The following is a 20,959-nucleotide window of genomic DNA, read 5'->3' on the forward strand; positions in this document are numbered from 1 at the left end:
CCGGGGCGCGGCGTTTATTTGCTGCTTTGCAGGATCGCCATCGCCTGGCGCTCCATGAATTCGCCCAGGGTGTCGATGCCGCGCAGCTTGAGAATGGTATTGCGCACGGCGGCCTCGACCAGCACGGCCAGGTTGCGGCCGGCCGCCACCTGCAGCATGACCTTGCGCACGGGCAGGCCCAGCATGTCCTGGGTGATGTCCTGCAGGGGCAGGCGCTCGAATTTGTCCTGGGCGGTGGCGCGCACCAGATGCACGATCAGCTTCAGGCGCATCTTGCGGCGCACCGAGGTCTCGCCAAAGATGGTGCGGATGTCCAGCAGGCCCAGGCCGCGGACTTCCAGCAGGTTCTGCAGCAGCTGCGGACAATGGCCCTCGATCATATTGGGCGCGGTGCGCGAGAACTCCACCGCGTCATCGGCCACCAGGCCATGGCCGCGCGAGATCAGTTCCAGCGCCAGTTCGCTCTTGCCCAAGCCCGATTCGCCGGTGATCAGCACGCCCAGCCCGAGCACGTCGAGGAAAACGCCGTGCACGGTGGTGGTGGGAGCGAGCTTCTTGCCCAGATAGATGCGCAGCAGGTCGATCAATTGCGCCGCGGCCACGGGCGTGGACAGCAGGGGCACCTGGTGCTGGTCGCACTGGTCGATGAGATCCTGCGGGGCGGACAGGCCGTCGGCCAGCAGGATGGCGGGCACGCCGCCGATCAGCAGCTCATCCATGTGGTGCATGCGGCGGCGCAGGTCGAAGCGCGTGTAGTACGCGAGCTCTTCCTGGCCGAACACCTGGATGCGCGAGGGGTGGATGAGATTGAGGTGGCCGACCAGGTCGGCTGCCGCCATGCCGTCATCGGGGATGGCGCGGTCGGCCGCGCCATGTCCGGCTATCCAGTTGAAGGGGATTTTGTCGGCGTTGTCGTCGACCAGTTCCTGCACCGTTAGCATGGCGGTCCTGCGTCAGAGTTGGCCCGTGGTCAGCATGCGATGCACGATGGCGGGGTCTGTTTCGGTGGCCAGGGCCTCGCGCAGCGCCTTGTTGGACATCAGCTGGGCCAGTTCGGCCAGGATGTCCAGGTGCTGCTGCGTGGCGGTCTCCGGGACCAGCAGGCAGAGCAGCATGGACACGGGCTGGCCATCGGGAGCGTCAAAAGGGATGGGCTGCGCCAGGCGGACAAAGGCGGCAACGGCCTGCTCCAGGCCCTTGACCCGGCCGTGCGGCACGGCCACGCCTTGCCCCAGCGCCGTCGACCCCAGCCGTTCGCGCGCGAACAGGCTGTCGAACACGACGGATCGAGCCAAGCCATTGTGATTCTCGAATAGAAGACCGGCCTGTTCGAATGCCCGCTTCTTGCTGGTGGCAAGCATATCGAGCACGACATTGCCGGCGGGCAGAATGCGCGACAAGTGATTCATGCGGATCATTATAGAGTTTTATGACGCAGTGCAAAAAAGCCTGGCAATTTGCACCGTGGCAGGCAAGCATAGTCCGTGTGGACGTGGCTGGGAAGCCTGCCGCAGACCGGGTGAAGTATTGGGGACGGGATTTTTGGTACCGATGTCCCGTCAAGAAGCTCTTGGGGGACACCGGATCCGATGCGACCTGTATCAGGTCAGGGTGGAATCAAGCATGGCTTGAGTGCTTGTGAGGCGCGGGACTAGGGTTGCGACGCATTCAGGGCGGCGCTTTGTCGCTTCACGGACTCGCTGGCGTGGCTTTGGACCTTATCCTTGTGCTTGATGACCTGGCGATCCAGCTTGTCGACAAGCAGGTCGATCGCCGCGTACAGGTTTTCATCCACGGCTTCGCAATGAATATCCTTGCCGCGCAGATGCATCGTGATTTCGGCTTTATGCCGCAGGGGCTCCACTGAGAGCATGACCTGGGTATCGATCACATGATCGAAGTGCCGCAACACTCGCGCCAGTTTGTTCATGACATATTCCCGGATGGCCGGGGTGACATCGAGGCGACGACCGCTAATGCTCAGGTTCATAGTGCGCTCTCCTTCCAGAAAAAGAGATGGGATAAACAAGTGCGCCTAGTGCGCGATGTGTAACGTTACGCATCCTCCTTCTCGAAAAAGCGTCGTGAAAAAACGCGAGCTCTTGAGTACTAGTGTATAGACTCCCCACCCGAATTCAAGTTGACCTAGCGCATAAAAACGCGGGGTTTCATGACCCCCGGCTAGGGATCTTCCCGGGGGTGACAACGACCCCGAAACGGTGTTGCCGGCCGGGCAAAAAAAACCCGTTGCGCCAGGGCAACGGGGGGCGGGCGGGGCGGAAGGCGCTTACATGCGGAAGTGTTCGCCCAGGTAGACGCGGCGCACGGCCGGATCGCCGACGATTTCGTCGGGATGGCCATCGGTGAGCACCTTGCCTTCGCTGATGATGTAGGCGCGGTCGCAGATCCCGAGGGTTTCGCGCACATTGTGATCGGTGATCAGCACGCCGATGCCGCGGCTTTTCAGGAAGCGCACGATGCGCTGGATTTCGATCACGGCGATGGGATCCACGCCGGCGAAAGGCTCGTCCAGCAGGATGAAGCGCGGATTGGTGGCCAGGGCGCGCGCGATTTCCACCCGGCGGCGTTCGCCGCCGGACAGCGAGATGGCGGTGTTGCTGCGGATATGGCCGATCTGGAGCTCTTCGAGCAGGGACTCGAGGCTGTCCTTGATCTTGGCGGCCGACAGCGTCTTGCCCTGTTCGTCGACCTGCAGCTCCAGCACGGCGCGGATGTTCTGCTCGACGGTCAGGCGACGGAACACCGAGGCGTCCTGGGGCAGGTAGGACAGCCCCATGCGGGCGCGCTTGTGGATGGGCATGGAGGTGATTTCGCTGCCGTCGATCTCGATGCGGCCGGCGTCGGCGGGCACCAGGCCTACGATCATGTAGAAGCTGGTCGTCTTGCCCGCGCCGTTGGGGCCGAGCAGGCCCACGACTTCGCCGCTTTCGACGGACAGGGAGACGTCCTGGACGACCGCGCGGCCGTTATACGTCTTGCGCAGCCCGGTGGCGCGCAGATTGCCCTGTTGCAGAGAGGACAGCGTGCTGGTGGAGGGGATAGAGGGCGTCATGGATCGGAAGCGGAGTCCTGTGTGCAACAAGGGCCAGGGCGGCCTTACTTCTTCGCGGGAGCAGGGGCCTTCTTGCTCGCGCGGCATTCGGCGATGGCGGCATCGGCCTTGGCGCGCGGCGGCGAGAAGGAGCGCACGCGCCCGCCCGGCGCGGAGGAGTTGGGACCGCCTTCGGCCTGGTAGGTGCCGGTCTTTTCGTTGTAGCGCACGCGGTCGCCGCGGATGGTGTCAAACGGCTTGCCGCAGATAAAGCGGGTGACCACGGCCTGGCCGATCAGGTCGAACTGGCTCTTGGTGCCGTCGTACTCGGCGCGCAGGCCCTCGCCCTCGATCACCTCGAAGTTCTCGGGGCGCTCCTGGCGGATGCGCACCAGCTTGCCCTTGTTGGCCGTCGCCGTGCCGTACTGGTTGCCCTGCGCGTCCTCGTGGACTTCGAGCTTGTCGGCGTTCAGGGTCATCAGGCCGCGGGTGAGGGCGACGTTGCCGGTGAACACGCTCTGGCGCTTGATGTCGTCGTAGTGCAGCGAGTCCGAGAGGATGAGCGTGCTGGGCTCTTCGGGCTTGCCGCCTTGCGCGGCCTGCTGGGCCAGCACGGGGGCACACAGGGCCGCGGCCAGCAGCAGAGAGCCGATCAGGCGGTGCGCGAAGGAAGTGTGGGTCATGGCTTGTTCTGATGGGTGTTGGCGGGCGCGGGGGGCTGCTTGCGGCCTTCGCCGCCAGCGATCTCGACGTCGGTCGAGGAATGCACCTCCAGCTGCCGCGTCTTGTTGTTGTAACGCATTCCGGTGCCGTTCATGCGCGAATTACCCTTGATGACCTGCGCCGGCAGGTCGGTGAAGACCAGGTCTTCGTCGGGCAGGAGGATGAGCTGCTGGCTGCGCACGTCCAGGGCGTCATTGTTGGCGTCGGGATTGCGGTGCACATGGGCATCGCCGTTCATGACGACGCGCTTGCCGCCCTGTTCCATGATGGCCGTCTTGGACACGCCGACGGTGATCGGATTGTCGGCGCGCTGGCCGATGGCGCGGGGGGACGTCACATGGTAGGAGTCGTCATCGGGGAAATGCTCGCCATAGACGCCTTCCATGCGGTTGATGGGTTTGCCCTGCGGATCGGTGCGCAGCATCACGAAATTGCGCGACCAGGCGTCTTTTTCGTGGGTGATGCGGCGCGGCGGATCGATCGGAATGGCCCGCTGCGCGTAATCGGCCGCCCACCAGGTCCCCACCACCAGGCAGGCCAGCAGGAACAGGGCGATCAGCGCGGGGAAACGGTCTTTCATGGGTTTATTGAATGGCGCCGGGGCCCGTCAGCACCGTGGGCGAGGTCAGGAAGGCGCCCAGGCGGCCCTGGGCGGCCAGGAGCAGGTCGCAGCATTCGCGCACCGCGCCGCTGCCGCCGGGCTGCGTGGAGACCCAGTGGGCGGCCTGCGCGACATAGCCGGGGGCATTGCTCACGCTGGCCGCGAAACCGGCGCGCTGCATGGCGGGCAGGTCGATGATGTCGTCACCCATATACCCGGTCTGGTCCAGTTGGACACCCTGGCGCTGGGCAAGTTCAGCCAGGGCGGCGCCTTTGTCGCGCACGCCCTGCAGGACCTCGGAAATCCCCAGTTCGGCCGCCCGGCGGGCGACCACGGGGCCGGAGCGGCCGGTCATGAGGGCCACCTTGAAGCCGCCTTCCATGAGCAGGCGCAGGCCATGGCCGTCCAGGGCATTGAAGCGCTTGAACATCTCGCCGTGCTCGCCGAAGTAGAGGCTGCCGTCGGTCAGGACGCCGTCGACGTCGAACACCATGAGGCGCACCGCCATGGCACGTTCGCGGACCGGGGCCGGGATGCGGGCGAGCACCAGGGCGTCGGCGGGATGGGGCAGTCGGGAAGGCATCGTCATACTACTTTCGCAGCCATCAAATCGTGCATGTGGAGGGCGCCGATCAGCACGCCGTCATCGTCGATGACCAGCATCTGGCTCAGGCGTTTTTCGTCCATGATGCGCGCGGCTTCGGCGGCCAGCGCATCGGGGTCGATGTTGCGGGGATTGCGCGTCATGCCTTCGGCCACCGTCAGGCCGCGCAAGTCGCCTTTGCGTTCGATCAGGCGGCGCAGGTCGCCGTCGGTGAAGATGCCGACCGGATGGAATTTGTCGTCCACCACGACGGTCATGCCCATGCCCTTGGCGGACATTTCTTCGAGGGCGCGGGACAGCGGGTCGGCGCCGGTCACGGTGGGCAGCGCCGGCCCCTGGCGCATCACGTCGCGCACGTGGGTGAGCAGGCGGCGGCCCAGCGCGCCGCCCGGATGGGAGCGGGCGAAATCGTCCGGCCCGAAACCCCGGGCCTCCAGACAGGCCACGGCCAGGGCATCGCCCAAGGCCAGCGAGGCCGTCGTGCTGGCGGTGGGCGCGAGATTCAGCGGGCAGGCTTCCTGGGCCACGCTGGCGTCCAGGTGCACATCGGCCAGCTGGGCCAACTCGGAGGCCGGGTTGCCGGTCATGGCGATGACGCCGGCGCCCAGGCGGCGCGCCACCGGCAGGATGGTGAGCAGTTCCTGGCCCGAGCCGGAATAGGAGAGGGCCACCAGCACGTCCTGGCCGGTCAGCATGCCCAGGTCGCCGTGGGCCGCCTCGGCGGCATGCATGAAGAAAGCGGGGGTGCCGGTCGAGGCCAGGGTGGCCGCGATCTTGCGCGCGATATGGCCGGTCTTGCCCAGGCCGCTGACGACCACGCGGCCCCGGCAGGCCAGCAGCATGTCCACCGCGCGGGTGAAACTGCCGTCCAGGCGCGCTGCCAGGTCCAGGATGGCCTGGGCTTCGATCTGCAAACTGCGGCGGGCCGAGGCCAGGGCGTCGGCGGAAGTGGGGACATGGTTCGTCATGGGGGGATTTTAAACGAGAGGCCGGCGCATTTGCCGCCAGGGGCGGGCCTATGGCATTCTGGCGGTCCGGGTGGCGCTTGGCCGCCCGCTGTCTTTTTCCCGCCCCAGGTCGCTCTCTTCATGTCCACCTTTCCCGCCCCGGTGCTCGGCACCCCCCTGTCCCCCTCGGCCACCCGTGTCATGCTGCTCGGCTCCGGCGAGCTGGGCAAGGAAGTCATCATCGCCCTGCAGCGCCTGGGCGCCGAAGTCATCGCCGTGGACCGCTACGCGGATGCGCCCGGCCACCAGGTGGCCCACCGCGCCCATGTGGTGTCCATGACGGATCCCGCCGCCCTGCGCGCCGTGATCAACCTGGAGCGCCCGCACATCATCGTGCCCGAGATCGAGGCCATCGCCACTGATCTGCTGGTCGAGCTGGAGGCGGCCGGCGTGGCGCGCGTCACGCCCACCGCCCGCGCCGCCCGCCTGACCATGAACCGCGAGGGCATTCGCCGCCTGGCCGCCGAAACCCTGGGCCTGCCCACCTCGCCCTACCGTTTCGTCGACACGCTGGACGAACTGCGCGAGGCCATCGGCGCCATCGGCTATCCCTGCGTCATCAAGCCCGTCATGTCCTCTTCCGGCAAGGGCCAGTCCGTCATCCGCGGCGAGGCCGGCGTCGAGGCGGCCTGGCGCTATGCCCAGGAGGGCGGCCGCGTGGGCGGCGGACGGGCCATCGTCGAAGGCTTCATCGATTTCGACTACGAGATCACGCTGCTGACCGTGCGCGCGCGCGGGGCCGGCGGCCGGATCGAGACCCGCTTCTGTCAACCCATCGGCCACAAGCAGGTCGATGGCGACTATGTCGAGAGCTGGCAGCCGCATCCCATGTCGGCCAAGGCGCTGGAGCGCGCCCAGGAAATCGCCCTGGGCGTGACCGGCAACCTGGGCGGCCTGGGGATTTTCGGCGTCGAGCTCTTCGTCGCGGGCGACGAAGTCTGGTTCTCCGAGGTCAGCCCGCGTCCACACGATACCGGCATGGTGACGATGATCACCCAGGCCCAGAACGAATTCGAGCTGCACGCGCGCGCCCTGCTGGGCCTGCCGGTGGACACCACCCTGCGCCAGCCGGGCGCGAGCTGCGTCATCTATGGCGGCCTGGAGGGCCGGGGCGTTACGTTCCATGGCGTGGCCGAGGCGCTGGCCGAGCCGGGCACCGATGTGCGCCTGTTCGGCAAGCCCGAGGCCTTCGTCAAGCGCCGCATGGGCGTGGGCCTGGCGGTGGCCGATACGCCCGAGGCCGCGCGCGAAAAGGCCAGGCGGGTATCGGCGGCGGTGTCGGTCAAGGCAGGCTGATGTAGCCCGCGTCATGCGTCATTGACGGCCGGTTTGCTCCAGATCAAAGGAGCAAACCGGCCGTTTGTCTTTTTGCCCCCTCCGCGCCCCACAATGGCGGCCGAGTGAACTGGCGCGCGGCGGGGCTTGCCTTTTGTGCCAGTCGCTTCGATAATTTCAGAAATTCCTGAAATCGAAGTAACAAAGGTTGTCCGTGGCACTTTCCCCCCAGATCGAGCGTTTCGTGTTGCATTTCGGCGAAATGGGCAGCCGCTGGGGCGTCAATCGCACCGTCGGCCAGATGTACGCCCTGTTGTTCCTGTCGCCGCGGCCCCTGCACGCCGACGACATCGCCGAATCGCTGGGGTTCTCGCGCTCCAACGTGAGCATGGGCCTGAAGGAGCTGCAGTCCTGGCGCCTGGTGAAACTGATCCACCAGGTCGGCGACCGGCGCGACTACTTCGAGACGCCCAAGGATGTCTGGGAGATCTTCCGCATCCTCATGGAAGAGAAGCGCAAACGCGAAATCGACCCCACCCTGACGCTCTTGCGGGACACGCTGCTGGCGCGTCCGTCCGACGAGAGCGAAATCTACGCGCAACAGCGCATGCACGAGATGCTGGAACTCATCGAGCTGTCTACCGGCTGGTTCGATGAGGTGCAACGCCTGCCCGCCGAGACCCTGCAGAACCTGATGCGCCTGGGGTCCAAGGTCCAGAAGGTGTTGGATTTTGCCGGTAAGTTGCGCGGCCGGGACAAGGGCTCGCCCGCGAGCATTCGGGAATAAGTCTATGAAGTTGTATTCAAGGGCCGTATCATGGCGCACGAGCGTGCCGGAAGGCCATGTCGGTTGCACCGGCCTCTCGCCTGTTTGGGAGCGTACTCATGATTGACCTCGACGTCGTCAATTTGTCGCGTTTTCAATTTGCGGCGACTGCCCTCTATCACTTCCTTTTCGTCCCGCTCACGCTCGGGCTGTCTTTCCTGATCGCCATCATGGAAAGCGTCTACGTGATGACCGGACGCCAGATCTGGAAGCGCATGACCATGTTCTGGGGCACGCTGTTCGGCATCAACTTCGCCCTGGGCGTGGCCACCGGGGTGGTGATGGAGTTCCAGTTCGGCATGAACTGGTCCTACTACAGCCACTACGTGGGCGATATCTTCGGGGCGCCGCTGGCCCTGGAAGGCCTGATGGCTTTCTTCCTGGAGGCCACCTTCGTCGGCTTGTTCTTCTTCGGCTGGAACCGCATGTCCAAGGTGTCGCACCTGATCGTCACCTGGCTGGTGGCTTTCGGCACCAATCTTTCCGCGCTGTGGATTCTCATCGCCAACGGCTGGATGCAGAACCCCGTGGGCGCGATCTTCAATCCCGACACCATGCGCATGGAGATGACCGACTTCGCCGCGGTGCTGTTCAACCCGGTGGCGCAGGCCAAGTTCGTGCACACGGTCAGCGCCGGCTACGTCTGTGGCGCCATGTTCGTGATGGCCATCAGCGCCTGGTATTTGCTGCGCGGCCGTCACATCGACCTGGCCAAGCGTTCCATGGCGGTGGCCGCCAGCTTCGGCCTGGCCTCGGCCCTGTCGGTCGTCGTGCTGGGCGATGAAAGCGGCTACCTCACCACGGAACACCAGAAGATGAAGATCGCGGCCATCGAGGCGATGTGGCATACCGAACCCGCGCCGGCCGACTTCAATCTGATCGCCTGGCCGAATCAGGCCGAACGCAAGAATGATTTCGCGATTTCGATTCCCTATGTGATGGGCCTGATCGGCACCCGTTCGCTGACCACGCCGCTATTGGGCATCGATGACCTGGTGCGACGCGCCGAGTCGCGCATCCGCGAGGGCATGGTGGCCAACGCGGCGCTGGAGCGCATCCGCGCCAACCCGAAGGACACCGAGGCGCGCATGACGTTCGACCGCACTTGGCAGGATCTTGGTTATGCCCTGCTGGTCAAGCGCTACCAGCCCGACCTGAGCAAGGTGACCGACGCCGACATCCACCAGGCGGCGCTGGACACCATCCCCTCGGTCACGCCGCTGTTCTGGACCTTCCGCATCATGGTGGCGCTGGGCTTTTACTTCATCATCTTCTTCGCCGTGGCCTTCTGGCTGTCCACGCGCGGCCGGCTCGATACCTATCCGCGCCTGCTCAAGATCGCCTTCTGGAGCCTGCCGCTGCCCTGGCTGGCCATCGAATGCGGCTGGTTCGTGGCCGAGTATGGCCGCCAGCCCTGGGTGATCGAAGGCGTGCTGCCGACCTATTACGCGGCTTCGGGCCTGACCATGCTGGATCTGGCGATCAGCCTGACGGTCTTCATCGTGCTCTATACGGTGCTGCTCATCATTGGCATCAAGGTCATGACGCATGCCATCAAGGCAGGTCCCAAGTCCGACAAGCCCCTGATTCCGACGAGCCGGGCGGTCAACGCCGCCCTCGACGCCTGAGCCGGAGAACGCATATGGAAACCCTGATTCCCTTTGACCTGGACACGCTGCGCGTGATCTGGTGGGTGCTGCTCGGCGCGCTGCTGATCGGCTTTGCCGTGATGGACGGCTTCGATCTGGGCGTGGCCGCGCTCCTGCCGGTGGTGGCCAGGACGGACGCCGAGCGCCGTATCGCGATCAATGTGGTGGGGCCGGTCTGGGAAGGCAACCAGGTCTGGCTCATTACCGCGGGCGGCGCCATTTTCGCGGCCTGGCCAGTGCTCTATGCGGCCTCGTTCTCGGGCTTTTACCTGGCGATGCTGCTATTGCTGCTGGCGCTCATCCTGCGGCCGGTGGCGTTCAAGTACCGCAGCAAGATGGAGAGCCCGCGCTGGCGCAACAACTGGGACTACGTGCTGTGTTTTTCGGGCGTGGTGGCGTCGCTGGTGTTCGGCGTGGCCATGGGCAATGTCATCCTCGGCGTGCCGCAGAACTTCGACGCCGTGACGCTGCGTCCCAGCTGGGAAGGGCATTTCTTCCAGCTCTTTACGCCCTTTGCCTTGCTGGCCGGCGTGATCAGCGTGCTCATGCTCGTCATGCATGGCGCGGTGCTGCTGGCCTGGCGCACCGATGATCCGGTTTCCGGGCGCGCCCGCCGCATCGGCCAGCTCACGGCCCTGCTGACGGCGGCGCTGTTCGTGGCGGCCGGCTTCTGGGTGGCCAGGCTCGACGGCCAGGTCATCACCAGCGTCGTCGATCCCAACGGCCCGTCCAACCCCATGCTCAAGACCGTGGCGGTGGCGCAGGGCGCCTGGCTGGGCAACTTCGCCAAGTGGCCGCTGTTCTGGATCGGGCCGGTGCTGGGCGTGGCCGGCGCGCTCTTGACCATCGCGCTGTTGGCCATGCGCGCCAACGTGCTGTCCTTCATCACGTCCTCGCTGGCCATCACCGGCATCATCCTGACCGTCGGGTTTGCGCTCTTTCCCTTCATCATGCCGTCTTCGGTCAATCCGCAGGCCGGCCTGACGATCTGGGACGCCTCGTCCAGCCACCTGACCCTGTGGATCATGGTCATCGCCGTGATCATCTTCCTGCCTATCGTCACGATCTACACCTCCTGGGTATATCGCGTGATGCGCGGCAAGGTCACGCACGAAACGATCGGCGGCACGCCCAACTCTTACTGATCAAGGAGCCCGGTCATGTGGTATTTCTCGTGGATTCTCGGCCTGGGCCTGGCCTGCGCCTTCGCCATCCTCAATGCGATGTGGTTTGAGCTGCGCGAGGGCCATGCCCACGATCCGTTCAGACAGCCGGCAGACGAGTGAGCGGTCCTTCCAGTGTGGAGCACGACCCCTCGGGCGTGCTGCTGAAGTTGCCGCGCGAGCAATCGCGCTGGCTGATGTCACGAACCCGGCTCGCGGGCCGGGCCATCGGCCTGGCCGCCGCGGCGCCCCTGCTTTCGGGGGCGCTGCTGGTGGCGCAGGCCTGGCTCCTGGCGCACGTGCTGCATGAGGCCATCGTGGCCCAGGCGCCGCGCGCCGAGCTGCTCAAGCCCATCGCGTTCATTGCGCTGCTGATCCTGTTGCGCGCTTGCCTGGGCTGGGTGGGCGAGCGCGCCGGCGCCAGCGCGGCCGAATCCATCAAGCGCCAGGTGCGCGAAGCCCTGTTCGCGCGTCTCCTGGCCCGCGGGCCGCAATGGTCGCGCGGGCAGGCCTCCGGCGAGCTCGCCAGCGCCATGATCGAACAGGTGGAGGCCCTGGACGGCTTTTTCGCCAAGTATCTGCCGGCCATGGGCGCGGCGGCCATCCTGCCGGTCGCCTTTTCGGTCATCGTGCTGCCCTTCGATGTGGTGTCCGGCCTGCTGTTGCTGGTGACCGCGCCGCTGATTCCCCTGTTCATGGCCCTGGTGGGCTGGGGCGCCGAGGCGGCCAGCCGCCGGCACTTGCAGGCCTTCGGGCGCTTGTCCGGATTTTTTGCCGACCGCCTGCGCGGGCTGGCCACCCTCAAGCTTTTCGGCCGCGCCGAAGCCGAGGGCCAGACCGTGGTCCAGGCCAGCGAAGCCTTGCGGCGGCGCACGCTGTCAGTGCTGCGCATTGCCTTTCTGTCTTCCGCCGTGCTGGAGTTTTTCGCCGCGCTGGGCGTGGCCGGCGTGGCGGTCTACATCGGCCTGACCTATCTGGGCTATATCGACATCCGCTTTACGCCCCTGACGCTGCAGGCGGGCTTTTTCTGCCTCCTGATGGCGCCGGAGGTCTATGCGCCGCTGCGCCAGTTCGCCGCGCACTATCACGACCGGGGCACCGCGCGCGCGGCCGTGCACCAGCTGCACAGCCTGTTCGGCGACCTGTCCGAGGAGGCGCTGCCCCAGCCGCCGGAGCCGGCCCCGCGGGCCGAGCCCCGGGCGGCCGGCCTGAGTGCCCGCCGCCTTACGCTGGTCCTGCCGGGGCGCCCGCGGGCGGTGCTCGACGGCGTGGACCTGGAGCTCAAGCCAGGCGAGCATATCGCGCTGATGGGCGAGAGCGGCGCGGGCAAATCGAGCCTGTTGCAGGTGCTGGCCCGACTGGGCCCGGCCGCCGAAGGCGGGTTGTGGCTGGATGGCCGGCCCCTGGCCGACTGGGACGAGGCGGCGTTGCGCGAGCGGGTGGCCTACATCGGCCAGCGGCCTTATTTGCACGCCGGCACGTTGGCCGACAACATCCGTCTGGCGCGGCCCGATGCCGATGATGCCGCCGTCCACGAAGCGGCGCGCCGCGCCTGTGTGCTGGCGTTCACCCAGGCCTGGCCCGAAGGCCTGCGCACCTGGCTGGATGGCCGGGGCCAGGGCCTGTCCGGCGGCCAGGCGCAGCGCCTGGCGCTGGCGCGCCTGTTCCTGCGCGATCCCGCCCTCATCCTCCTGGACGAGCCGACCGCGCACCTGGACGAGGGTACGCAGGCCCGGGTGCTCGATGACATCCTGGCCTTCGCGCAAGGGCGCAGCCTGATCCTGGCCACGCATTCCGCCGAGGTCGCGCGGCGCCTGCCGCGCCGCTGGCATCTGGCCCATGGCCATCTGGAGTCTTGCTGACCATGTGGGGCTTGTTGAAGACGCTGTATGCGCGCCGGCGCGGCGGCCTGGCCGGCGCACTGGCCCTGGCCTTGCTGACCGTGGCCGCCGGCGTGGGCCTGCTGGGCGTATCGGGCTGGTTCCTGACCGGCGCGGCGCTGGCGGGCGCGGGGGCGGCCTTCAACCTTTTCGTTCCCTCATCGCTGGTGCGGGGGCTGTCCTTTGTGCGGATCGCCTCGCGCTATGCCGAACGGCTGGTCGGCCATGCCGCCACCTTGCGCCTGCTGTCCGATCTGCGCGCCGCGGTGTTCCGCGCCCTCGTGCGCCTGACGCCGCGCCAGCTGGCGCGCTATCGCGCCGGCGATCTGGTGGCGCGCCTGACAGGCGATGTGGACGCGCTGGACACGGTCTTCCTGTTTGTCATCATGCCGGTGGCGACCGCCCTGGCGGGCGGCGCCATTTTCTGCCTGGTGCTGGGCTACCACTTGCCCGCCGCGGGGCTGGCCGTGGCCGCCGCCTTGCTGGTGGCCAGTGTGCTGGTGCCCTGGTGGCTGGGCAGGGCGGCGCGCCGGCCCGGAGACCTGGCCCAGGCCAGCGCGGGCGCCTTGCGGCATGCGGTGCTGGAAGCGGTCGAGGGCCACGTGGACATCGCCGCCCTGCATGCGCAACCCCAGGCGCGCGCGCATTTCGCCGCGGCCTGCCGGCAGATGCAGCAGGCGCGGCGTGCCCAGGCGCGGCTGGCCGCCCACGGCCTCTGGCTGGTCCAGGCGGCCGCGGGGGCGGCGGTGGTGGCTGTGCTCTGGTTCGGCCTGCCGGCATTGGCCGAGGGGGAGATCTCCGGTCCGCTGCTGGCGGGCCTGCTGCTGGCCACGCTGGGCATATTCGAAGTGGCCGGACCCATCATGCGCGGGGTGTCGCGGCTGGGGGCGGCGCGCGCCGCGGCGCGGCGCATCGGCGAGCTCACGCGCGCCGAACCGGATCTGCGCGATCCCGGACTGCCCCGTCCCCTGCCGGCGGATGGCGAGTTGCGGGCGCAGGGCCTGCGCTTTGCCTATCCCGGCCGCGATCTGCCGGTGCTCGACGGTGTGGACTTCGTCCTGGCGCCGGGCGAGCGCGTGGCCATCGTCGGGTCCAGCGGCGCGGGCAAGTCCACCTTGCTGCATCTGCTGCTGCGGCTGGAGGACCCGCAGGCCGGCGCCGTGACACTGGGCGGCTGCGATCTGCGCCACGCCGCCCAGGCCGAGGTCCATCGGCGTATCGCGCTCTTGTCCCAGGATTCTCCGGTCTTCCTGGGCAGTCTGCGCAGCAATCTGTTGATCGGCGCGCCCGAGGCCGACGAGGCGGCGCTGTGGCGGGCGCTGGAATCGGCCCGCCTGGCGGAGTTCGCGCGCGGCTTGCCGCAGGGGCTGGATACCTGGGTGGGCGAGGGCGGCGCCGGCCTGTCGGCCGGCCAGGCGAGGCGGTTGTGCCTGGCCCGGGTGCTGCTGTCGCAGGCCGGCATCATCCTGCTGGATGAACCGACCGCGGGACTGGATCGTCCCAATGAGGAAGCCTTTCTGGCCGACCTGGCGCAAGCCTGCGGCGAAAGGGCGGTGGTGCTGGCCACGCATGCGCGCCTGCCCGAAGGCGCGGTGCACCGCATCCTGGCGCTCGATGGCGGGCGCCTGGGCTGAGCACCCTGGCTTCGGGGGCCGGGCGCGGTTATAGTTCGCCTTGCTTCAAACCGGGGAGTTTCCATCATGCAGACCGATTACGCCGAACTCATCCGGCGCACCATACGCAGCGTCCCCGATTGGCCTGCCCCCGGGGTCGTCTTTCGCGACATCACGCCGGTGCTGCAGGATCCGCGCACCTTTCGCGCCCTCATCGATCTCTTCGTCTACCGTTATATGCGCCAGCGCCTGGATCTCGTGGCGGGCGTGGACGCGCGCGGCTTCATCCTGGGCAGCGTGCTGGCCTATGAGCTGAATCTTGGCTTCGTTCCGGTGCGCAAAAAAGGCAAGCTGCCTTATCGCACCGTGGCCGAAGAATATTCGCTGGAGTATGGCAATGCCACGGTCGAGATGCACACCGATGCGGTGCGCACCGGGCAGCGCGTGGTGTTGATCGATGACTTGATCGCCACCGGCGGCACCATGGTCGCGGCCATCAAGCTGTTGCAGCGCCTGGGCGCCAACGTGGTCGAGGCGGCCGCCGTCATCGACCTGCCCTATCTGGGCGGCTCGCAGCATATCGCCGAGACCGGCACGCCGCTCTATACGGTCTGCCAGTTTTCACAGGGAGACTAGCCCCGCTCAGGCGTCCGTGAGACGGGGCTGGATGAAATCCAGGAAGGCCCGGGTCTTCGCGGGGATGCGCCGCGAGGGCAGCAGGGCGAACAAGGGCATGGGCGTGAGGCTCCATTGCGGCAGCACCCGCACCAGCCCGCTTTGCGAAATGGCGCGCTCCATGGCGTCGAACACCAGCAGCGGAGTGATGCCCATGCCTTGGCTGGCCAGGCGGCCCAGCATGCCCACGTTGTTGGCGGCCAGCCTGCCGGTCACCTGGACGCGCTCGACCTTCTCGCCCGAGTGCAGCACCCAGTAGGAGAAAGCTTCGTTCATGGCCGGGCGCAGGCATTCGTGATGCCCGAGGTCTGAAGGCACGCGCGGCTCGCCGTGCTGCTCCAGATACTGCGGCGAGGCATAGAGCTGCTGCGTCATCAGCACGATCTGCTTGGCGATGAGGCTGGAGTCGGGCTGCGGCCCGAAGCGCAGCACCAGGTCGAAAGGGTTGCTGATGGGATCGATGGGCCGCATGCTCAGGTCGAAATCGCATTCGATGTCCGGATACTGTTCGCGGAAATCGCGGATCACGATGGGCAGGAAGAGCTGCGCCAGGCTGGTGGGCATGGAGATGCGCAGCCGGCCCTTGGGCTGGGCGGCCATGTCTTGCAGCTGCTCGTGGGCTACGCGGGCCTCCTCCACGATGTGCCGGCAGCGCTCGAAGTACACCGCGCCGGCCTCGGTGAGATCGATGCGGCGCGTGCTGCGGTTGAGCAGCTTCATGCCGATGCTGCGCTCCAGCTCGCTGACGCGGCGCGACAGGGTGGACGTGGGGATACCCAAGGCTTCGGCCGCGTGGCTGAAGTTCTTGCGCTTGGCGACTTCGACGAACAAGGCGATGTCGTTGAGCTGGATATCCATAAATCAATCGTCCCGGGTATGTCTGCTGGCGCGCCTATGATACGTGCCCTGATTATTGCGCAATTGGAAATCTGCTTTCCAGGCGGTGCTTTCAGCGAGCTGAACCGCTGTTTTTTTGTTCTATGAACGGAAGAGATTTTTCCATGAATGGAGAGTTGATCCCATTGGTGGAAAGATGATACTCAAATTAAGGGTTTTTACTGATCACGCCGCGCAGCATACTGCGGATGCGCGCCGTTTCCGCTTTCGTTGCCTGGAGGCGGCGGCGGCAATACGATCAGTCATCTCCCATGCGAGCGCCCGCCACGATGTCTATGGCCACGAATCCACCGCCCCCCGCCGGCGCCGGCCCGTCCGCGCCCAAAACGCGCGAGCAGGTGCGCGCCGAGCGCCTGGCTGCAAAGGCGGCCGGACAGATCGGCTTTGGCGAGCTCGACTACCCCCCTGTCCCGCCCCCGGGCAGCCCCAAGACGCGGGCCGCCGTTGAGCGGGAGCGCCAGGCGCAGGGGCGGATCCCGCAGGGTGAATTGGACTATCCGCCCGCCGCCGCGCCCGCCGCGGGCAAGACGCGGGCCCAGATTGCGGCGGAATTACAACAGGCCAGGGATGAGGGGAAAGTAACTTTCGGCGAATTGGACTACCCGCCAGCCGGGGGAAAGGAGGCGCTCGGACCGGGGCTGAAATGACCGCTTCCACCCGGGCTTCCCTGGGAGATGGGCGAGAAAGCGCTATTCCAGATATGGTCCAAATACGACATTAGGGTCTTTATATTTTCATTGATGGAAAGGTGTTCTCCGAAATAAGGGTTACTCCTGATCGTTACACGACTGAAACTTTCATTGTGCGCGCCGCCTCTGGCTGCCGAAAGCAGCGGGGTAGACGCAGTGAGCGTAGCGCGCGCAAGCCTTTTCAAGTCCTTCCGCAATGGGAACTCATCATGAAAAAGACGCTATTGGCTGTGGCGCTGCTGGCCGGTTTCGCTGGCGCGGCGCAAGCGGCTGACTCGGTCACGCTGTATGGTTTGATCGACGCCGGTATCGGTTACGAGCAAGTGAAATTCAAGGGCGAGAAGCAGAGCCGCTTCGGCGCCGTCCAGGGCGTGAGCAGCGGTTCGCGCTTCGGTATGCGCGGTGTGGAAGACCTGGGTGACGGCCTGCGCGCCGTGTTCAACCTGGAAGCCGGTTTCGGTCCCCTGAACGGCAACTCGCTGCAAAATGGCCGCCTGTTCGGCCGTCAAGCCACGGTGGGCCTGGACAGCGACAGCTGGGGCCGTCTGGAATTCGGCCGCCAGACCAATATGGCGTCGAAGTTCCTGGGCTCGATCGATCCTTTCTCGATCAGCTACAACACCGCCAACCTGGGTACGACGTTCAGCTCCGCGAACACGATGCGCCTGGACAACATGGTCCTGTACCAAACCCCGAGCTTCAGCGGCTTCAAGTTTGGCATCGGCTACGCCTTCAACGCGGACGACACGCAAGACACCGATGGTCGCAAGGGCTTCCAGACCAACGACAACAACCGCGTCCTGACGACCGGCCTGCAGTACCTGAACGGCCCCCTGAACGTGGCGCTGGTCTATGACCGCATGAACGTCAGCAACAACATCACCGGCGGCAAGGACACGGACTCGGTCCAGGCTTATGCCATCGGCGCTTCGTATGACTTCGAAGTGGTCAAGCTGGCTGCCGCTTTCGGCCAGACCCGCGACGGCTGGTTCGTTGGCCAGGATATGGGCACGACCCCGACCGGCATGCAGAAGTTCGGTTCCTTCCGTGGCGCCGACGGCTTCCGCGCCAATTCCTACATGATCGGTGCGACCGTGCCCCTGGGCCGTCATGCCGTGTTCGGTTCCTGGCAGCGCGCCACCCCGAACAACGACAACCTGACGGGCGACGACGCCACGTTCAACGTGTACAGCCTGGGTTACACCTATGACCTGAGCAAGCGCACCAACCTGTACGCCTACGCTTCGTACGCCGACAACTACGCCTTCCAGCGCGATGCCAAGGATACGGCGGTCGCGGTCGGTATCCGTCACCGGTTCTAAGCGTTGCAGGCGTCCGGCATCAAGTTGAAGGAATTCGCGGTGCCTATCTCCGTAGACCGTGAGTGACACGAACCCCAAGTTTGCGGCCGGACGTCTTTGACGCGAAGAAGCAGGGCCTCCCGTCAGGGAGGCCCTTTTTTTATCCCGGCAAGGCCGCGGGGCTTACAGGAAGAGCTTGTAGGCGGGGTTTTCGGTCTCGTTCCAGTGCGGGTAGCCCAGCTCGGCAATAAACGTCTTGAATTGTTTTTTGTCCGAGGGCGGCACCTGGATGCCTATCAGGATGCGGCCATAGTCCGCGCCCTGGTTGCGGTAGTGGAACAGGCTGATGTTCCAGTCGGGATTCATGGCATTGAGAAAGCGCATGAGCGCGCCCGGGCGCTCGGGAAACTCAAAGCGGTAGAGCAGTTCATTCTTGGCCAGCGAAGAACGCCCGCCCACCATGTGGCGCAGGTGGGTCTTGGCCATTTCGTCGTGCGTCAGGTCCAGGGTGGCAAAGCCGCTCTTGCGGAAATGCGCCGCGATCTTGTCGGGCTCGGCGGGCGAGCTGACCTGCAGGCCGACGAATACATGGGCTTGCTCGGCATCCGATATCCGGTAGTTGAACTCGGTGACGCTGCGGTCGCCCACCAGCTCGCAGAAGCGGCGGAAGCTGCCGCGCTGCTCGGGCATGCTCACGGCGAACACCGCTTCGCGCATTTCGCCCACCTCGGCGCGTTCGGACACGAAGCGCAGGCGGTCGAAATTCATGTTGGCGCCGCTGGTGATGGCAATCAGCGTCTTGCCCTTGAGCTTGCGCTGGGCCGCATACTGCTTGGCGCCGGCCAGGGCGAGGGCGCCGGCCGGCTCGAGCACGCTGCGCGTATCCTGGAAGACGTCCTTGATGGCCGCGCTGATGGCGTCGGTGTTGACCACCACGAAATCATCGACGTACTGGCGGGTGAGCTTGAAGGTCTCGGCGCCCACCAGCTTGACGGCAGTGCCGTCGGAAAACAGGCCGACGTCGCTCAGGGTGACGCGGCGTCCGGCGCGCACGCTGCGCACCATGGCGTCGGAGTCTTCGGTCTGCACGCCGATGATCTTGATCTCGGGACGCAGCTGTTTGATATAGGCCGCCACGCCGGCGACCAGGCCGCCGCCGCCGATGGCCACGAACACGGCTTCGATGGGACCGGGGTGCTGGCGCAGGATCTCCATGCCGACCGTGCCCTGGCCGGCGATGACATCCGGGTCGTCAAACGGATGGACGAAGGTCAGCTTCTGTTCTTTCTCGAGTTTCTGCGAGTGCTGGTAGGCATCGGTGAAACTTTCGCCGGCTAGGACGACTTCGCCGCCCAGGCGCCGCACGGCGTCGATCTTCACTTGCGGGCTGGTCGTCGGCATGACGATCACGGCGCGGCAGCCCAGGCGGCGCGCGGCCAGGGCCACGCCCTGGGCATGGTTGCCGGCCGAGGCGGCGATCACGCCGCGGGCCAGGGCGGCCGGCGGCAGGTTGGCCATCTTGTTATAGGCGCCGCGCAGCTTGAAGCTGAACACCGGCTGGGTATCTTCGCGCTTGAGCAGGACGGTGTTCGAAATTCGCTGCGACACCAGGGGAGCGGGTTCGAGCGGGGATTCGACAGCGACGTCGTAGACCTTGGAGGTCAGGATGCGTTTCAGATAGTCAGTGGACATGGAACAGCCGGTGCATAAAAAGTAGCGTCGGGCAGATTACCACAGGGGGGGCCGGCCATCCGGGGGCCGGCCATCCGGGCCCTCCATCGCGGCGGGCTACACTGCGCCGCATGGAACAATGGCTGCTCGACTCCGTGCATTGGCTGCTGGCCGCCCTGGCATTGCCGGCGGTGGGCCTGCCGGCCGTCTTCTTGATCTGCGTGCTCTCGGCCACCCTGTTGCCGCTGGGCTCGGAGGCGGCGGTCTTCGGTTTCATCAAGCTGCAGCCTGATATGTTCTGGCCGGCGATCGCGGTCGCCACCCTGGGCAACACCCTGGGCGGGGTGATCAGCTACGCGATGGGCCTGGGCGCGCACCGGGCCTTCGAGCGCTGGCGCGAAAAGCATCCGCACGCCCCGGAAGAGCAGGGCGGTTTCGCCCGCCGGATGTCCGGGCGCTGGAATGCCCGGGCGCGGCAATGGCTGCACCGCGTCGGCCCGGCCGCGCTGCTGCTGGCCTGGCTGCCGGGCGTGGGCGATCCGCTATGCGCCGTGGCCGGCTGGCTGCGCCTGTCCTTCTGGCCCTGTGTTGCCTATATGGCGGTGGGCAAACTGGCCCGTTACGTCATCCTGACCGCAGGCCTGCTCTGGGTCATTTGAGCCAAACTGACGAATTCCTGAACGGCTATTCCCCGGGCGCCAGGGGGTATTCGCCGGCCTGGGCCCGCCAATGTCTTAAAATGTTTTTTTAGGGCCCCTTCCAGCTGCTTCCATGAACGCCCCCCTCGCCAGCCAAATCCTGACTGCGGCGATACCGCCCGCACCCGGCGCGCGTTTGCGCGAAATTCCCTATAACTACACGTCGTTCTCCGATCGTGAGATCGTCGGCCGGCTATTGGGAGAGGATGCCTGGCAACTGCTGTCCGACCTGCGCGGCGAGCGGCGCACGGGCCGTTCGGCCCGCATGCTCTACGAGGTGTTGGGCGATATCTGGGTGGTGCGCCGCAATCCCTATCTGCAGGATGACCTGCTGGACAACCCCAAGCGCCGCAAGCTGCTGGTCGAGGCCCTGCATCACCGTCTCGGCGAGATCGACAAGCGCCGCGAGCCCGAAGGGGCCGCTGCCCTGGGGCATGACCCCCAGCGCGACGCCAAGGTGGTGGAGCTGCTGGCGCGCGCGCGCGCGGCGGTGGCCGAATTCGAGGCCCAGTTCGACCTGACCGACCAGTTGCGCAAGCAGGCGCAGAAGGTGCTGGGGCGGATCACGGCGCGCGGCAACATCAAGTTCGACGGCCTGTCGCGCGTGGCCCACGTTACCGATGCGACCGACTGGC

Annotated in this window: 22 protein-coding genes; 12 read left to right on the forward strand and 10 right to left on the reverse strand. The window is 66.2% G+C overall.

What is annotated here, in order from left to right:
• Nucleotides 1–14: 14 nt before the first annotated feature.
• The 8 genes from hprK to AXA74_RS11645 form a co-directional block, all read right to left on the reverse strand.
• Complete coding sequence (gene hprK, locus AXA74_RS11610) at nt 15–941, reverse strand: HPr(Ser) kinase/phosphatase (protein ID WP_029580018.1); 927 nt, start codon at nt 939–941, stop codon at nt 15–17.
• Nucleotides 942–953: 12 nt separating this feature from the next.
• Nucleotides 954–1,409 (reverse strand): PTS sugar transporter subunit IIA, encoded by a 456-nt coding sequence (locus AXA74_RS11615; RefSeq protein ID WP_029580019.1) that lies wholly within the window; start codon nt 1,407–1,409, stop codon nt 954–956.
• 242 nt (nt 1,410–1,651) lie between these two features.
• Nucleotides 1,652–1,990 carry a ribosome hibernation-promoting factor, HPF/YfiA family gene (hpf, locus tag AXA74_RS11620; RefSeq protein ID WP_029580020.1) on the reverse strand — a complete coding sequence of 113 codons (339 nt, stop codon included), beginning with the start codon at nt 1,988–1,990 and terminating at the stop codon, nt 1,652–1,654.
• Nucleotides 1,991–2,287: 297 nt separating this feature from the next.
• Nucleotides 2,288–3,073, reverse strand: coding sequence for an LPS export ABC transporter ATP-binding protein (gene lptB, locus AXA74_RS11625; RefSeq protein ID WP_029580021.1), 786 nt, complete (start codon nt 3,071–3,073; stop codon nt 2,288–2,290).
• A 44-nt stretch (nt 3,074–3,117) separates the two neighbouring features.
• Nucleotides 3,118–3,735 carry a lipopolysaccharide transport periplasmic protein LptA gene (gene lptA, locus AXA74_RS11630; protein ID WP_029580022.1) on the reverse strand — a complete coding sequence of 206 codons (618 nt, stop codon included), beginning with the start codon at nt 3,733–3,735 and terminating at the stop codon, nt 3,118–3,120.
• On the reverse strand, nt 3,732–4,355 hold the full coding sequence (gene lptC / locus AXA74_RS11635) for an LPS export ABC transporter periplasmic protein LptC (RefSeq protein WP_032957892.1): 624 nt from the start codon (nt 4,353–4,355) through the stop codon (nt 3,732–3,734). The genes lptA and lptC overlap by 4 nt, the downstream gene beginning before the upstream one ends.
• Before the next feature lie 4 nt (nt 4,356–4,359).
• Nucleotides 4,360–4,965: a KdsC family phosphatase gene (locus AXA74_RS11640; RefSeq protein WP_029580024.1), complete on the reverse strand. Its 606-nt coding sequence runs from the start codon at nt 4,963–4,965 to the stop codon at nt 4,360–4,362.
• On the reverse strand, nt 4,962–5,948 hold the full coding sequence (locus AXA74_RS11645; RefSeq protein WP_032957891.1) for a KpsF/GutQ family sugar-phosphate isomerase: 987 nt from the start codon (nt 5,946–5,948) through the stop codon (nt 4,962–4,964). Before AXA74_RS11645 ends, AXA74_RS11640 begins: the two co-directional genes overlap by 4 nt.
• Nucleotides 5,949–6,068: 120 nt before the next feature.
• On the opposite strand from AXA74_RS11645, the gene purT reads away from it, so the two are divergent.
• The 8 genes from purT (at nt 6,069) to AXA74_RS11685 (ending at nt 15,029) form a co-directional block, all read left to right on the forward strand.
• On the forward strand, nt 6,069–7,283 hold the full coding sequence (purT, locus tag AXA74_RS11650; protein ID WP_032979631.1) for a formate-dependent phosphoribosylglycinamide formyltransferase: 1,215 nt from the start codon (nt 6,069–6,071) through the stop codon (nt 7,281–7,283).
• 193 nt (nt 7,284–7,476) lie between these two features.
• Nucleotides 7,477–8,049 (forward strand): GbsR/MarR family transcriptional regulator, encoded by a 573-nt coding sequence (locus AXA74_RS11655; RefSeq protein WP_029580027.1) that lies wholly within the window; start codon nt 7,477–7,479, stop codon nt 8,047–8,049.
• Nucleotides 8,050–8,147: 98 nt separating this feature from the next.
• Nucleotides 8,148–9,716, forward strand: a complete 1,569-nt coding sequence (locus AXA74_RS11660; RefSeq protein ID WP_029580028.1) for a cytochrome ubiquinol oxidase subunit I — start codon at nt 8,148–8,150, stop codon at nt 9,714–9,716.
• Nucleotides 9,717–9,730: 14 nt separating this feature from the next.
• Nucleotides 9,731–10,882: a cytochrome d ubiquinol oxidase subunit II gene (gene cydB / locus AXA74_RS11665; protein WP_029580029.1), complete on the forward strand. Its 1,152-nt coding sequence runs from the start codon at nt 9,731–9,733 to the stop codon at nt 10,880–10,882.
• 15 nt (nt 10,883–10,897) lie between these two features.
• Entirely contained in the window at nt 10,898–11,023 is a 126-nt protein-coding gene (cydX, locus tag AXA74_RS11670; protein WP_029580030.1) for a cytochrome bd-I oxidase subunit CydX, read from the forward strand.
• A complete protein-coding gene (gene cydD, locus AXA74_RS11675) occupies nt 11,020–12,762 on the forward strand; it encodes a thiol reductant ABC exporter subunit CydD (RefSeq protein ID WP_032970193.1) in 1,743 nt (580 codons plus the stop codon). Before cydX ends, cydD begins: the two co-directional genes overlap by 4 nt.
• Nucleotides 12,759–14,414 carry a thiol reductant ABC exporter subunit CydC gene (gene cydC / locus AXA74_RS11680; protein ID WP_032958007.1) on the forward strand — a complete coding sequence of 552 codons (1,656 nt, stop codon included), beginning with the start codon at nt 12,759–12,761 and terminating at the stop codon, nt 14,412–14,414. The genes cydD and cydC overlap by 4 nt, the downstream gene beginning before the upstream one ends.
• 66 nt (nt 14,415–14,480) lie before the next feature.
• Nucleotides 14,481–15,029: an adenine phosphoribosyltransferase gene (locus tag AXA74_RS11685; RefSeq protein WP_029580033.1), complete on the forward strand. Its 549-nt coding sequence runs from the start codon at nt 14,481–14,483 to the stop codon at nt 15,027–15,029.
• 6 nt (nt 15,030–15,035) lie between these two features.
• On the opposite strand, the gene AXA74_RS11690 is transcribed toward AXA74_RS11685, so the two are convergent.
• Nucleotides 15,036–15,926, reverse strand: coding sequence for a LysR family transcriptional regulator (locus tag AXA74_RS11690; protein ID WP_029580034.1), 891 nt, complete (start codon nt 15,924–15,926; stop codon nt 15,036–15,038).
• A gap of 314 nt (nt 15,927–16,240) precedes the next feature.
• On the opposite strand from AXA74_RS11690, the gene AXA74_RS11695 reads away from it, so the two are divergent.
• Complete coding sequence (locus AXA74_RS11695) at nt 16,241–16,612, forward strand: DUF4148 domain-containing protein (RefSeq protein WP_051594007.1); 372 nt, start codon at nt 16,241–16,243, stop codon at nt 16,610–16,612.
• A 251-nt stretch (nt 16,613–16,863) separates the two neighbouring features.
• Nucleotides 16,864–17,976, forward strand: coding sequence for a porin (locus AXA74_RS11700; protein WP_029580036.1), 1,113 nt, complete (start codon nt 16,864–16,866; stop codon nt 17,974–17,976).
• A gap of 162 nt (nt 17,977–18,138) precedes the next feature.
• Here the strand turns inward: AXA74_RS11700 and ilvA are convergent, their stop codons facing one another.
• Nucleotides 18,139–19,647, reverse strand: coding sequence for a threonine ammonia-lyase, biosynthetic (gene ilvA, locus AXA74_RS11705; protein WP_029580037.1), 1,509 nt, complete (start codon nt 19,645–19,647; stop codon nt 18,139–18,141).
• A 110-nt stretch (nt 19,648–19,757) separates the two neighbouring features.
• On the opposite strand from ilvA, the gene AXA74_RS11710 reads away from it, so the two are divergent.
• Nucleotides 19,758–20,285 (forward strand): YqaA family protein, encoded by a 528-nt coding sequence (locus AXA74_RS11710; protein WP_029580038.1) that lies wholly within the window; start codon nt 19,758–19,760, stop codon nt 20,283–20,285.
• 112 nt (nt 20,286–20,397) lie between these two features.
• Nucleotides 20,398–20,959 (forward strand): DUF3683 domain-containing protein (locus AXA74_RS11715; RefSeq protein ID WP_155680864.1); only part of this gene is annotated, 562 nt, incomplete at its 3' end.

This window comes from Bordetella hinzii LMG 13501, from assembly GCF_001548475.1.
Lineage (GTDB): Bacteria > Pseudomonadota > Gammaproteobacteria > Burkholderiales > Burkholderiaceae_B > Bordetella > Bordetella hinzii.